The organism is Corynebacterium aquilae DSM 44791 (assembly GCF_001941445.1).
GTDB lineage: Bacteria > Actinomycetota > Actinomycetes > Mycobacteriales > Mycobacteriaceae > Corynebacterium > Corynebacterium aquilae.
Window position 1 is genome coordinate 135,755 of sequence record NZ_CP009245.1, and the last position, 13,994, is coordinate 149,748.

The window sequence follows — 13,994 nt, forward strand, 5'->3', positions numbered from 1 at the left end:
GAATGTGTGTGGGGGGATGGGTGGGGAAACTGAGTGCGCTTTAGCTCACCAGGCTTATCACCACGGTGCCCAGCAACGGAAGAAACGACAACAGGGCAAGCGTCAAGGTGGTGGCCCTATGGTCGCGGCACACCGCCACAAACTCCCGCAACACCGCACACGGCCAGTAATACCGCGCCACCGGCGCGCCCACCGCAATGCCGGCAACATTCATCTCACGCAGCAGCAACGCCGCCCGAAAAGCGTGATAGTTAGACGTCACCACCGCCACCCGCGCATCAGCGGGCAACAGCTGCTGCGTAAACCGCACATTCTCCTCCGTCGTGGTCGAGCGCCCCTCCTGCAAGATCTCTCCCACATAGCCCTGCGCCTGCGCATACTGGGCCATGGCAAAAGCCTCACTGGTCGGCTCATCCGGGCCCTGCCCGCCAGAACACACCAAACGGGCATCCAGCCGGGTTGCCCACTGCATACCCACCGAAATGCGAGACGCCAACAGCGGCCGCACCCCATGGGCCACGCCCGCGCCCAACACCACCACGTGGGTAATGCGCCCGGGGCGCAACCGCACCAACCGGTCATAGCCGTAGGCCCACCCGATATAGGCAACCAAAGAAAACGCGGCCAACACGATCGGAAAAATCAGCACACATAGATACATCACCAGCTGCACGTTTCCGCTAAAAGCCGCCACCAGCCCCACCGCCACATACGCCGTGATCCCCACCCCCAACGCCAAAGACAACACGTGTGCGGCGGCCAGTCCCTCCCGCCGGATCATCACCACCCCATTGATCAGCAACATCACGGTCAACACCGCCACAAACAACAGCGCCGCGCCAAGCATGGTCACACTCCACGCCATCGCCACCATGGAATCAAGGCCAAAAACAGCGCGCAGCTGATCCCCAAAACCGCTCATAATGGTGCCGGTCAAAGACAACGCCGCAAACAACAACACAAACCCGATCCGCACCCGGCGGGGCTCGACGGCAATCATGCGGGCAGCAACCGCCACGCACACCAAGGAAACAACCACAGAACTCACCCCACCACCCTAGTCGCGGCAAACCCCCACCCCCGCCCCCACCAAGACAAGTGAAACCCATAGTCAACTGCGCTTGACCCCGGTAAGCTGCCACCATGAACACCACTTCCCGCGCCCGCAACCTTAGCCGCGCTGCAATCGCGGCGCTCACCGCCGTCGCCCTGGCCGGCTGCGGCAACGTCATCACCACCAGAGTCGCCGGGCAAACCGGCCTCAACGTCAACTCCGACGGCGACATCATCGCCCACATCCAAGCCTGCGACATCCCCGTCGACAGAATCTTCATCAGCCTCAAAGAACTATCCCCCGATGGCCAGTGGGTTCCCAACGACGAGGAAAACAGTTGGGAAATCAGCTCGGCCACCGCCCACACCGGCTACTTCACCGTTAACCTCACCCACCCGGATGCCGAATGGGACAACCCCACCGGGCGCATCCTGGAAGTACAAGACGACAAACGCTACGGCATTGGTGTCTTTTCCTCCGCCGAAGACGCAGAAGTCAAAGGCCTATCGATCCTCACCAACACCCTCACCAGCCCCGACGACAACTCCGTGGCCGTCAGCCTGTTTGGCGGACAATCCGCAGAAGATGTCCACCAAGAAACCCCCAACGACTACGGCGAAGTCGGCCTCATCACCCTTGAGCAGCTGAAAGGCACCTGCACCCCCGCTAGCGCGCACTAAAACACATAACCCCTTCACGCGCAGCCACACATCCCCTGCCACGGCAGATCCATGCGCGGTACAAGGCGCTGACGCGGTCCATCGCGGTCAGGAAACACGACGGGTTCGGGTACCCGTTGGGCCGCCTAAGCAACGATCACTGCGCCCGATCGATCGCAGCATCTTGCTGCTTGGGGGCGCGCCCCTTAGCCACCCGCCGGGCAAGAACGGCTGCGCACACAACGCCAATGACGGAAAAAATAAGCAATTCCACCGGCCCCAGGTTCGCCCCCAAAAGCGTAGCCACGAGCAGCGCTGAAACAATGGTTATCACAGGCGCGGCGACAAGGAAGACGAGAATTCCCACCGACCACGTCGGATAGTTATCGCGGTGATCTTTCATAACATTCTATCCTTGTCCGAAGTCGAATCGCGGTCCGGCGTCCGCACGGTAACGGTAGCCTCCGTCGGGAAACATGAGGAACTCAATAGTGGGGTGATCTACACGAACTTCAGTTCCACCGGGCAAGAAATTCGTCACTTGATACCGTTCAATTGCTCGCCAGTTGGGGAACTCTTGGTGTGCATCTTTGAATTTACTACCACCGTCTTTGTGCATGAGAGTCAATTCATCCAGCCAGCTGCGATGGTTGTACACACGAAAAACGTATCGTCTGGGCAATAGGCTGTCAACGAAAAAGACGTCCCAATGGTCTGTTCATACGCACACCCACTTGGCGCATGTTGTGCACCTTAAAACAACCGCGCCCAGCGACCTTTAGCGCGTGACGGGGCGAGTTGCCAGTGCCTATCAGCCTAAAACACGTCCACCCGGGCGCCTACATCCTCCGCATGCAACAGCTGCTGCACCCAACCAGCCTGGCCCGGGCGCACCCGCAACACCGGGCGGCCACCCTTGCCCAAACTGCGCGCCTCATAACGAATGCGGGAACGATAACCCGCATCCACCAGCTCTTCCACGCTCGGGGAATCTGCCACCAAATTCGCCCGCGCATCCTGCAGCAACGCCAACGCCTCATCCAAGGCCGTCAGCAACGCCTCATGGTTGGTCTCACACATCGCGCGCACCAACGACGGCGCAGAACCAGCCACCCGGGTGCCATCCCTAAACGAGCCGGCCGCCAACGACAACGTCAACGCGCCGCCATGGTCACCCACAATCGCCAAGGTCTCCGCCAACACGTGCGGCAAATGCGAAATCCGGGCCACCGCCTTATCGTGCGCATCCACCCGCGCCGGAATGACCTGCGCGCCCACCATCGTCGCCAACAGCGCGACATCCACCCACAAATTCACCCACTCCTGGCTCGGCTCACGCTCCACCGCATGGTCGAAAGTCACCACCCACGCGGCACCCTTAAACAGCCCCAACTGGGCGGCCGACCACCCAGAATCGGCAGTACCCGCCATCGGGTGGCCACCCACATAGCGATCCTCCATCCCCCGCTGCTTAATCAACTCCCACACCTGAGCCTTCACGGACACCACATCTGTCACCCCGCAATCCGGGGCCAGGCGCACAATGTCATCCAACAAGCTCGCCACCGCGGGCATCGGCACCGCCAACACAATCAACGCGCCCACTTCCTGTGCGCGCAGCAGCGTCGCCTCTAAATCGTCGGAGACATCAAAGCCCTCATCCCGGGCCGCCTGCGCCCCCGAAGGCGAGCGATTAAAACCAAACACCGACGCATCGCACGCCGCCACATCGCGCAACAGCGAACCGCCAATGAGGCCCAAACCCAAAATGCATACCGGACGAGAAATAGATTGCGTAGTCACCCGGCAATTTTCGCACAACTGCACTACCGTAGGAAGACATGAGCAAGGAAACAGCAGGCACACGCGCCGCCGACCGCGACAACTGGGCCAAAGACACCGCAGTACTGGTCGTGTGGACCGACAACGAGTGGGCCGTCAACCGTTTCCCCATCCCCAATACCGTCGAAGAAGCCGCCAGCCGCGTGCGGGCACTGCGCGCCGAAGGCACCGCATTCGCCGTTGTCACCATCGCCAACGAATACTTCACCATCGTCCGGCCCACCCCGCGCGGGATTGAGGTTTTCATCTCCGACGGCTTCGCCGCCCTCGACGACGATTTCGGCACCGACGCGCTTGCCCACATCGACGAGCTCGACAGCACCGAAGACGCCTACGACGAACTCGACGATGAAGACGACGGTGACCCCTACCCCATTGGCAACTTCGGCATTCTCGCCGACATCGGTGTCGCCGAACCCACCCTCACCGTCATCGCCGACGACCCCGACATGTGGGCCACCGAACAACTCGCCGCCATCGCCGAGGACCTCGGCTGCGACACCCCCTGGGCATAAACACAACAATGCCCCACCCCCACATCGGCCACGGGCTGCCGCAACCCCACTGGCTGCGCGACGCCGAAACCCTGATGGGGCGCGCCCTCGACGTCGCCCGCAGCACCCCCGCCCGCGACGTGCCCGTCGGCGCGATCATCCTCAACGCCGACGGTGAAGAAATCGCGGCCGCCACCAACCGGCGAGAAACCGACCAAGACCCCACCGCCCACGCAGAAGTCCTTGCCATCCGCCAAGCCGTGAAAAACCACCACGATGGCTGGCGGCTCGGCGACTGCACCCTAGTGGTCACCCTCGAGCCCTGCGCGATGTGCGCCGGCGCCATCCTCGGCGCCCGCGTCGGCCGCCTCTACTTCGGCGCCTACGAACCCAAAACCGGCCACGTCGGCAGCGTGCACGACACCCTGCGCGACCCGCTAGCACTGCACCGGGTCGAAACCCGAGGCGGAATCCGCCAACAAGAATGCGAAAAACTGCTGGCAGACTTCTTTTCCCCACTCCGTGGCCGGTAGCACAATCACAGCCGACTATTTTCAGGCAGAATGAATAAGGTGTGCATTTAGCACCGTGGCGGTGCCTCACACACCACCACCCCACAAAAACATCGCGCCCCACCACCCGGCGGGGCAAGACAAGGAGAACACCATGGATCTCGGCAAGCTCGGCGGCCTCGGCGACAAACTGCGCGAAAACGAAGAAGCAATCAAAAACAAGGTGCAGGAAACTGCCGACAAGCTGATCGACTCCAAGCTCGACGGCGACAAAGCCCAAAAGGCCAAGGACGCGGTCCGTGGCGGCCTGGATAAGGGCGTAGACGAGGTGGAGCGCCGCCTGGGCGTCAACCACGAGACTCCCCAAGCCCCCGAAACCCCGGAAGCACCCGCACAGTAACCCCGCGGGCTCACCAACGGTTTTTTCAAGCCCCACCCCACGCGCTGCCTAAAGAACAGCCCGAGGACATGTTTTTCTCGAGCTTTCCCGCGCGGGCTGGGGTTTTTCGCTACCCTGGGGCACACAGCGCGCAGGAAACTGCGCACATAAACCAGATGTGGCGCCCAGTCGCGCAGACACATCACAACGAAGAAAAGGAGATGACACCATGGGTGACATCGAGAACAAGGCAGAAGAGCTCGGCGGCAAGGCAAAGGAAGCTTTCGGCGAGGCAACCGACAACGAGCGCCTGGCCGACGAAGGCCGCGCTGACCAGGCCAAGGCTGACCTCAAGGGCGCTGTTGAGCACGTCGAAGACGAGGTCAAGCACGCAGCCGAAGAAGCCGGCGACGCCATCAAGGGTGCCGCCAACAAGGTCATGGGCGCCTTCAAGAAGGACTAGAAGCCAATTTGGCTGACCGCGTGTTAGCGGTTAGTCTGGTCGGCGGTAGCGTGTCCGAGCGGCCGAAGGTGCTCGCCTCGAAAGCGAGTGTTGGGTTACCCCCAACCGCGGGTTCAAATCCCGCCGCTACCGCCAATATTTTTCAAGACCCCGTCGCGATGTATTAACTGCATTGCGACGGGGACTTTCATTTTTCATCCCGCCTCCACCCGAAAGGGTGGATAAGGTGGGCAGCGTTGTGGGTGTTGCTGTGGCTGGGTCGGGGGTGACTTTTCCCTCCCGCTAATCACTTCAGTAACATCTGTAACAAGTTTGTGCTTTTTTCACATACATACTGTGGGAGTCCCGCACGCCGCGCTTTTCAGCGACGCGCCCCCACCACGTACATTTTCCTCTACGCCAAGGAGCCGTAGGTTGGCCACTGTGCTCTTCCGCCTCGGGCGGAACTGCTACCGCCATAAATGGCTAGTCATCATTGCATGGGCACTGGTGATGGCCAGCATGGGCGGCGCTGCGGCGACCCTACAAAAAGGCTTCAGCGAAAACTTCGCCATCCCCGGCACCCCCTCAGAAGAAGCCGTCAACCTTCTTCTCAAAAACTTCCCCGACCAGAAAAACCCCGTCGACGACGCTGGCGTGACCGTGGTGTTCGCAGCACCCCCCGGCAAGCGCCTAGCCGACGAACCCTACATGTCGGACGTTAACCAGGTGATTCAACAACTGGAAGACACCGTCCCGGGAATCACCGACACCCTCCGCTTCGGCAACCCCGTCACCGTCGACGAAAAACTCCGCGACATGGTGATCAGCCAATCCACCGAAGCGGGACTGCCCGAATCCACCGCCCGCGCCGACGCCGCCAACGTCAGCGTGCTCAGCCCGGACGGGCGTATCGGGTACACCACCTTCTCCCTGGACGTACCCACCGCCAGCGAAGTCACCGAGGAACAACGCGAAGCCATCCAAAAAGCCCTCGACAAAGGCAACGAGCTCGGCGTCCAAACAGAAGCCGGCGGCGCAGCCTTCGGCGAACCCATCGACATTAAAAGCACCTCCGAAGTCGTCGGCCTCGGCGTCGCCTTCATCGTGCTCATCTTCACCTTCGGCTCCGTCGTCGCCGCCGGACTCCCCCTCGTCAGCGCCGTCCTCGGCGTCGGCATCGGCTCCACCGCCATCGTGCTCGCCACCCGGTTTGCCGCGCTGAACAACACCACCCCGGTGCTCGCCGTCATGCTAGGCCTGGCCGTCGGCATCGACTACGCCCTATTCATCCTGTCGCGCTACCGCACCGAATACCGGCGCATGCCCCGCGACGAAGCCGCCGGCATGGCAGTAGGAACCGCCGGCTCCGCCGTCGTTTTCGCCGGACTGACAGTCATCATCGCACTGGTCACCCTCTCCATCGTCCGGATCCCCTTCCTGACCTACATGGGCCTGGCAGCAGCCTTCACCGTGCTCGTCGCCGTCATGGTGGCCCTCACCCTGATCCCCGCACTGCTCGCCGTCGCCGGCAAATACGCCTTCGGCGTCAAAATTCCCGGCACCGGCGGCAACCGGCTGCGCCGCACCGTCCGCGACGGCGCCCAACCCGCCCCCCAACGCCGCTCCAAAGGCCGCGCCTGGGCGCGATTCATCCACCGCTACCCCGCACTCGTATTCACCGTCGTGGTCCTCGGCCTCGGCGCCCTAACCCTGCCGGCAGGACACCTCCAACTATCCCTGCCCAGCGACAACCTCTCCGAAAAAGGCACCACCCAACGCGCCTCCGCAGACCTCATGCGCGAAGGCTTCGGCATCGGCACCTCCTCCCCATTCCTCGTCGTCGTCGACGCCCACGACGTCAACCCCCGCGCCGAAGCGCTCGAACCGTTGGTCAAAGCCCAACGCGAGGAAGCCGAACGCGCCGGGGAGCCCTTCGACGCCAAACAGGCAGCCGCCCAGGCGTCCTTCATGTACACCGTGCAAAACCTGTCGACCAACGCCGACGTCAAACACGTCCAAATCGTTGACGCCTCCGCCGACGGCCAAGCAGCCCAGCTGCTGCTCACCCCGCGCACCGGCCCCCACGATCCGGCCACCACCCAACTGCTCGGCAGCCTGCGCGCCCAAGAACGCCACATCCAACAAGCCACCGGCATCACCCTCGGCATCACCGGCCTGACCCCCATCCAACAGGACGTGACCAACAAACTCTCCGACGCCATGCCGATCTACCTGGCAATCGTCGTGGGCCTGGCGGTGCTCCTGCTGCTCATCATCTTCCGCTCCATCATGGTGCCCCTGGTCGCCGGCTTCGGGTTCCTGCTCTCGGTGGGCGCAGCCTTCGGCGTCACCGTGCTGTTCTGGCAAGACGGCCTGTGGGGCATCGTCCAAACCCCCGGCCCGCTGATCTCCTTCATGCCGATCTTCCTCATCGGCGTCACCTTCGGCCTGGCCATGGACTACCAAATGTTTTTGGTCTCCCGCATGCGCGAGCAATACGTGCTGGGCCGCAAAAAAGGCATCGCCCCCGGCTACAACCTGGTGGAATCCTCCATCATCGAAGGCTTCACCCTGGGCTCCCGCGTGGTGACCTCCGCCGCCCTGATCATGATCGCCGTGTTCGTCGCCTTCATCGACCAACCACTGCCCTTCATCAAGATCTTCGGCTTCGCCCTCGGCGCCGGCGTCCTGTTCGACGCCTTCTTCATCCGCATGGGCCTAGTACCCGCCAGCATGTTCCTCCTGGGGCGCGCCACCTGGTGGATTCCCCGCTGGCTCGAACGCATCCTGCCCACCCTGGATGTGGAAGGCGCCGCCCTCGAAGCCGCCTGGGAACGCAAACACCGCGCCCAGGAACAACACGACCAGATCGTCGTCGACGACCTCATCGACAAAGCCCACGCCGACAACCCCACGGCCACCTAAGGCCCCCACCCCAACCGCCCCACCCGCCCGGCGCACACCACCCGCCCGCTAGTCTGGTGCATGGAACAATCCCACACGCACCGGGTCCTGGCCAACCGCCACCGCCCGGAGCCCACGTTTGGAAGAGCACCTGTACACGCATGACGCAGCAACACGCCGGACACACCGACACCAGCTTCACCCTGGAAACCCACCTCGACGCCCCCGGACACGGGCGCGCAGGCACCATCCACACCCCCCACGGTGACATCCAAACCCCGGCATTCATCCCGGTCGGCACCAAAGCCACCGTGAAAACCCTCACCCCGGAACAGATCAAAGACACCGGCGCCCAGGCCGTGCTCTCCAACGCATACCACCTCTACCTGCAGCCCGGCCCCGACATTGTGGACGAAGCCGGCGGCGTGGGAGCATTCGAAAACTGGGACGGCCCCACCTACACCGACTCCGGCGGATTCCAGGTAATGAGCCTCGGCGTGGGATTCAAAAAAGTCCTCGCCATGGACACCGCCGGATTAAAAGAAACCGACATTCGCGCCAAATCCGGCGAACGCCTGGCCAAAGTCGACGAAGACGGCGTCGACTTCCGCTCCGTCATCGACGGCTCCCGACACCGCTTCACCCCAGAGGTGTCCATGCAGATCCAGCACCAGCTGGGCGCAGACATCATCTTCGCCTTCGACGAACTGACCACCCTGGTCGACACCCGCACCTACCAAGAACAATCCGTCGCGCGCACCCACCGGTGGGCACGGCGCTGCCTGGAAGAACACAACCGCCAAACCCAAGCGCGCGCGGACAAACCCCTGCAATCCCTGTGGGGTGTGGTCCAAGGCGCCCAATACGAAGACCTGCGCCGCCAAGCCACCCGCGGGCTGATCGACCTGTCGAAAGAGTTCGAAGACAGCGGGCAGCGCGGCTTCGGCGGCTTCGGCATCGGTGGAGCCCTAGAAAAAGAAAACCTCGGCACCATCGTTGGTTGGGTCTGCGAAGAACTACCGGAAGAAAAACCCCGCCACCTTCTGGGCATCAGCGAACCCGATGACCTGTTCACCGCAGTCGAAGCCGGCGCCGACACCTTCGACTGCGTGGCCCCCACCCGCCTGGGCCGCCGCGGTGGGGTCTACACCCTCGACGGTCGCATGAACCTGATGGCCGCCCGCTTCAAACGCGACTTCAACCCCATCGACCCCGAAGTCGGCGGATACGCCAGCGACAATTACTCCCGCGCCTACATCCACCACCTCCTCAAAGCCAAGGAATACTTGGCCGGCACCCTGTGCACCATGCACAACCTGCACTTCATGATCCAACTGGTCGACAACATTCGCGCCAGCATCATCGACGGCACCTACCAGGAATACAAGGCAGAATTCATGGGCCGCTACTACGCCAACAAGAAGTAGCCATCAACAAAACGAAAGGCACCGCCATCCCGTCAGTGGGAGGCGGTGCCTTCGGTTGTTGATGTTCAGTTCATGAAGTTGTGGCGATTAGTGGACGCCGGGGTAGTTTTCGCGCTTTTTCACCCACGCGATGACCATGTAGGTCACGGGCATCATGACGACCTCCACCAAGGTCTTCCAAATGAAGCCGACGACGGTGTAGTTCACCGTGTCACCGAAAGTGGTGATACCGATGACGGGCGCTGCGATCAGGCAGAACACCAGGGTATCGCCGAACTCGCCGACAATGGTGGAACCCAGCAGGCGGGCCCACAGGGACTTCTCGCCGGTCTTTTCCTTGATCTTGACCAGCGCCCAAGAGTTCAGCAGCTGGCCCACCAGGTAGCCGGCAAGTGATGCAAAGACAATGCGGGGAACCAGGCCAAGAACCTCAGCGAAAGCGGGCTGGCCCTCATAGAAATCGGCGGCGGGAAGAGCGATAGCGATATAGAAACTCACCACCGCAAGCAGCATCACGCCAAATCCAGTCCAAATAGCCCGGCGGGTGGCCTTAAAGCCATAGACCTCGGCAAGCACATCACCGATCACATAGGCGGCAGGGAACAAGAAAAATGCGCCATCGGTGATGAGGAATCCGAGCGAAACCCCCTTAGTCGCCGTGATATTCGAAATCACAAAAATAGCGACAAACAGTGCCACAAGCACCGGGTATGCGGATTGGTTGACAGGAACGAAACGGGCTTTACCGGACGACACGGCCGCAGCGGTGTCGCCCTGCCCAGGTGCAAGACGATTAGACATGCGAAATATGCTGCCATACTGAAGTATTCACGCACGAACTAGCCCTCGAACTGCCTGCCAAAGCGTCCGACCACACTGAGGGCTGGATAGGGTGGAGGGCATGACAGTACAACCCCAACCACCCACCTGTGGTGCCGGCCGTTATGCGCCCAGCCCCAGCGGAGACCTACACTTCGGGAACCTGCGAACCGCGGTGCTGGCATGGTTGTTTGCCCGCCAGAGCGGGCGGGCGTTTTATCTGCGGGATGAAGACATCGATACCGGGCGCAGCCGCCCGGAGTTCGCCCGCCGCCAGGAAGAAGACTTGCGCGCCCTGGGGCTGACTTTCGATGGGGACACCACCCACCAAACCGATCGCTTTGGCGCCTACGCGAAAGCGTTGGAATCCTTGCCCCACTACGAGTGCTACTGCAGTCGTAAGGACATCCAGGAGGCATCTCAGGCGCCCCACGCTATTCCCGGGCACTATCCGGGAACCTGCCGCAACCTGACGGAAAAAGAACGCGAAACTAAACGTGCGCAACTGCGCGAGCAGGGACGCGTGCCAGCGCTGCGATTGGCGGCAGAGGCCGATCACTTCACCGTTGTTGACGAACTTCACGGCGAATACACCGGCGAGGTGGATGATTTTATTTTGCGCCGCGGCGGCCAGGTGCCGGATTGGGCGTACAACCTTGCGGTGGTCGTGGACGATGCGTACCAGGGGATTGATCAGGTGGTTCGCGGCGATGATCTGCTCAGCAGCGCGCCCCGGCAGGCGTATTTGGCGCAGTTGCTAGGGGTTGAGCCGCCCACCTATGCGCATGTGCCGTTGGTGCTCAACGCGCAAGGCAAACGCTTGGCGAAGCGGGATGGGGCGGTGACCTTGAGGCAAATGTTGGACGGCGGGATGACAACACAGCAGGTGCTCTCCCAGCTGGGGGAGAGCATCGGTATCGCAGGTGCTTCGACGGTGCAGGAGCTGTTGGAGGGCTTTGATCCGGACCGGGTGCCGCGCAAGCCTTTTATTTGGGCATAGTAAATGGGGTTTCTCGGTGGCGGATGTTGCCTGCGAGAAACCCCATCTGTGCTAGTCCGGATAGGTCAGTACGCGGTGGTGGCTAGTGGCTGACGGCCTTTTCCACACCCACACCCGTCAAGGAGCGGACCTCCATCTCCGCGGTCTTCAGCGGGAATTCGTCGGCCTTTCCGAGGAAAGTGCCGATGATGCCCATCAGGAAGCCTGCCGGGATGGCGATGATCGACGGGTTGGTCAGCGGGAACCAGGCGAAATCTACGCCTTCTCCGAGGAAGGAGTTCGGAGCGCCGGACACGGCGGGGGAGAAGATGATCAGCACCACGGAGGTCAGCAGGCCACCGTAGATGGAAAACAGCGCACCGGTGGTGTTGAAGCGCGGCCAATACAGGGAGTACAGGATGGTTGGCAGGTTCGCAGCGGCGGCAATGCCAAGGGCCAGGGCCACCAGGAAGGCGATGTTCTGACCGATGGCACCGATGCCGAGCACGATGGCCAGCACACCGATGACGACCACGGTGATGCGAGAAACGCGCACCTGCTCTTCTTCGGTGGCTTCGCCGTTGCGGATGATGCTGTTGTAGATGTCGTGTGCCACCGATGCGGAGGCGGTGATTGCCAGGCCGGCGACGACGGCGAGGATGGTGGCGAAGGCGATGGCGGAGATGATGGCCATGAAGTAGGTGGAGCCGACAGCGGATGCGAGCAGCAGCACTGCGGAGTTCACGCCACCGGGTGCGCTGAGGATTTCTTCCGGGCCGACCAGTGCGGCAGCGCCGTAGCCCATGACAACGGTCATGAGGAAGAAGAAGGCGACAATTCCGATGGTCCAGGTTGCGGAGCGGCGTGCTTCCTTAGCGGTGGGCACGGTGTAGAAACGCATCAGCACGTGCGGCAGGCCGGAGGTGCCGAAGCCGCAGGCGAGACCCAGGGAGATGAAGTCGATTTTGGTCAGATCGTTCTTGCCGTATTTCAGACCTGGGCCGAGAACATCCGCGCCGTCGTAGGCGGTGCGGAAGTTTTGTGCAGATTCCAACACGGCATTGAAGCCGCCTTTGATGCTCCAGAAGGTCAGCAGGGTGATGGCCAGTGAACCGCCGACCAGCAGGACGGCTTTGATCATTTGCACATAGGTGGTGCCCTTCATGCCGCCGACGAGGACGTAGACGATCATGAGCATGCCGACGACGGCGACGACTGCGGCTTGGGCTTTTGCACCTGAAACTCCCAACAGCAGGGCGACCAGGCCGCCTGCACCAGCCATCTGGGCAATTAGGTAGAACAAGCACACACTCAGGGTGGATAGGGCGGCGGCCATGCGGACGGGCTTTTGCTTCATGCGGAAGGACAAAACGTCGGCCATGGTGAATTTGCCGGTGTTGCGCAGCGGTTCGGCGACGAGCACCAGGGCGATCAGTAGGGCGATCAAAAAGCCAATGGAGTACAGGAAGCCGTCGTAGCCGTAGACGGCGATAGCACCGGTTACGCCCAGGAATGCGGCGGCAGAAAGGTAGTCGCCGGAGATAGCCAGTCCGTTTTGCCAGCCGGGGAAGGAGGCGCCGCCGGTGTAAAAGTCGGTGCCCTTTTGGCTGGTTTTGCGGGTCACCTTCACGACGACAGCCATGGTGGCGACGATGAATAGGGCGAAGACGCCGATGTTGATCAGCGGGTTGCCCGTGGCGACGTGCTGGGATTGCGCTAGCAGTGTCATGGTCATGGTGGGTTCCTTTTAGGGGCTGCCCGCGTGGGAGGCGGTGGTGGACGTGGTGGGGTATTCCATCTCTTGGCGGATGGTGGCGGTCTCCGGGTCGAGCTTGTTGTCGGCGAAGCGGACATAGGCCCAGGTGACCAGGCCGGCGGTGGCGAATTGGGCTAGGCCCAAGATCATGCCGACGTTGATGGCGCCGTAGACGGGTCGGGAGACGAAGTCGACCGCGAAGGTGGCGGTGACGATGTAGAACACGTACCAGCCCATGAAGGCCACGGTCATGGGGAAGGCGAAGCCGCGGAAAGTGCGGCGCAGGTGTTGGAACTCGTCGGATTGCTGGACGCTGAGGAATTCTTCGGGGGTGGGGACGTGTGGGGCACGTTCGGGGTTGGTCATGAGGTTGCTCCTCGTGTGATGGTGGTTCAGGCTTGTTCTTTGGGGGTGGCGAACAAGTGTGGTGCGACGCTGATCACCCTGATTGAGGTGGTGTGAGCCATTACACGGGATGCGGTGAGTGCTGGTCTAGCGTTTGGGTGAATTTGGTGGAGAAAAATTTTGGACACTTTCGGCCGCGGTTGCGAGGTGTGGGCCGTTGGTGGGTGGTTGGTTGGCGGCTATTCGCGCATGTGAGCGCCGATTTATGTCGCACATCACAAATTGTGAAAATGCGCAGGTCAGATGTTTAACGTGTGACCCCGTGTGGGGGTGAACAATATATATCTCAGGTGGGGGAACTGCTCATCCAGTGAGAAAA

At 61.8% G+C, this 13,994-nt stretch carries 14 protein-coding genes and 1 tRNA gene; 9 read left to right on the forward strand and 6 right to left on the reverse strand.

Going from position 1 to position 13,994, the window contains the following annotated elements:
- Positions 1 to 40: 40 nt before the first annotated feature.
- Complete coding sequence (locus CAQU_RS00535; protein WP_157108833.1) at positions 41 to 1,048, reverse strand: YdcF family protein; 1,008 nt, start codon at positions 1,046 to 1,048, stop codon at positions 41 to 43.
- Positions 1,049 to 1,143: 95 nt separating this feature from the next.
- Between CAQU_RS00535 and CAQU_RS00540 the strand changes: the two genes are divergently transcribed.
- Positions 1,144 to 1,734 carry a hypothetical protein gene (locus tag CAQU_RS00540; protein ID WP_075724307.1) on the forward strand — a complete coding sequence of 197 codons (591 nt, stop codon included), beginning with the start codon at positions 1,144 to 1,146 and terminating at the stop codon, positions 1,732 to 1,734.
- Between the two features lie 136 nt (positions 1,735 to 1,870).
- On the opposite strand, the gene CAQU_RS00545 is transcribed toward CAQU_RS00540, so the two are convergent.
- Together CAQU_RS00545 and CAQU_RS00550 are read right to left on the reverse strand one after the other, a co-directional pair.
- Positions 1,871 to 2,116, reverse strand: coding sequence for a hypothetical protein (locus CAQU_RS00545; RefSeq protein ID WP_075724309.1), 246 nt, complete (start codon positions 2,114 to 2,116; stop codon positions 1,871 to 1,873).
- Positions 2,117 to 2,529: 413 nt separating this feature from the next.
- Positions 2,530 to 3,516, reverse strand: coding sequence for a prephenate dehydrogenase (locus CAQU_RS00550; RefSeq protein ID WP_075724312.1), 987 nt, complete (start codon positions 3,514 to 3,516; stop codon positions 2,530 to 2,532).
- Positions 3,517 to 3,554: 38 nt separating this feature from the next.
- Here CAQU_RS00550 and CAQU_RS00555 point away from each other — a divergent pair, with 38 nt between their 5' ends.
- The 7 genes from CAQU_RS00555 to tgt all read left to right on the forward strand — a co-directional run bounded on the left by CAQU_RS00555 (position 3,555) and on the right by tgt (position 9,716).
- Positions 3,555 to 4,070, forward strand: coding sequence for a tRNA adenosine deaminase-associated protein (locus tag CAQU_RS00555; protein ID WP_084562635.1), 516 nt, complete (start codon positions 3,555 to 3,557; stop codon positions 4,068 to 4,070).
- An 8-nt stretch (positions 4,071 to 4,078) separates the two neighbouring features.
- The gene (locus CAQU_RS00560; RefSeq protein ID WP_075724314.1) at positions 4,079 to 4,582 is read left to right on the forward strand and encodes a nucleoside deaminase; all 504 of its coding nucleotides are present in this window, start codon (positions 4,079 to 4,081) and stop codon (positions 4,580 to 4,582) included.
- A gap of 133 nt (positions 4,583 to 4,715) precedes the next feature.
- Positions 4,716 to 4,961 carry a hypothetical protein gene (locus CAQU_RS00565; RefSeq protein WP_075724316.1) on the forward strand — a complete coding sequence of 82 codons (246 nt, stop codon included), beginning with the start codon at positions 4,716 to 4,718 and terminating at the stop codon, positions 4,959 to 4,961.
- A 208-nt stretch (positions 4,962 to 5,169) separates the two neighbouring features.
- The gene (locus tag CAQU_RS00570; protein ID WP_075724318.1) at positions 5,170 to 5,403 is read left to right on the forward strand and encodes a CsbD family protein; all 234 of its coding nucleotides are present in this window, start codon (positions 5,170 to 5,172) and stop codon (positions 5,401 to 5,403) included.
- Positions 5,404 to 5,447: 44 nt separating this feature from the next.
- A tRNA-Ser gene (locus CAQU_RS00575) sits at positions 5,448 to 5,538 on the forward strand.
- A 279-nt stretch (positions 5,539 to 5,817) separates the two neighbouring features.
- Positions 5,818 to 8,310, forward strand: coding sequence for an MMPL family transporter (locus tag CAQU_RS00580; protein ID WP_075724320.1), 2,493 nt, complete (start codon positions 5,818 to 5,820; stop codon positions 8,308 to 8,310).
- 140 nt (positions 8,311 to 8,450) lie between these two features.
- Positions 8,451 to 9,716, forward strand: coding sequence for a tRNA guanosine(34) transglycosylase Tgt (gene tgt, locus CAQU_RS00585; protein WP_075724322.1), 1,266 nt, complete (start codon positions 8,451 to 8,453; stop codon positions 9,714 to 9,716).
- A gap of 87 nt (positions 9,717 to 9,803) precedes the next feature.
- Here the strand turns inward: tgt and CAQU_RS00590 are convergent, their stop codons facing one another.
- Positions 9,804 to 10,517 (reverse strand): queuosine precursor transporter, encoded by a 714-nt coding sequence (locus CAQU_RS00590; protein ID WP_075724324.1) that lies wholly within the window; start codon positions 10,515 to 10,517, stop codon positions 9,804 to 9,806.
- A 100-nt stretch (positions 10,518 to 10,617) separates the two neighbouring features.
- Here CAQU_RS00590 and gluQRS point away from each other — a divergent pair, with 100 nt between their 5' ends.
- On the forward strand, positions 10,618 to 11,535 hold the full coding sequence (gene gluQRS / locus CAQU_RS00595) for a tRNA glutamyl-Q(34) synthetase GluQRS (RefSeq protein WP_075724326.1): 918 nt from the start codon (positions 10,618 to 10,620) through the stop codon (positions 11,533 to 11,535).
- Between the two features lie 82 nt (positions 11,536 to 11,617).
- Here gluQRS and CAQU_RS00600 read toward each other — a convergent pair whose 3' ends face one another.
- Together CAQU_RS00600 and CAQU_RS00605 are read right to left on the reverse strand one after the other, a co-directional pair.
- Entirely contained in the window at positions 11,618 to 13,243 is a 1,626-nt protein-coding gene (locus CAQU_RS00600) for a solute symporter family protein (RefSeq protein WP_075728192.1), read from the reverse strand.
- Between the two features lie 18 nt (positions 13,244 to 13,261).
- Positions 13,262 to 13,636: a DUF485 domain-containing protein gene (locus CAQU_RS00605; protein ID WP_075724328.1), complete on the reverse strand. Its 375-nt coding sequence runs from the start codon at positions 13,634 to 13,636 to the stop codon at positions 13,262 to 13,264.
- Between the last annotated feature and the right edge of the window lie 358 nt (positions 13,637 to 13,994).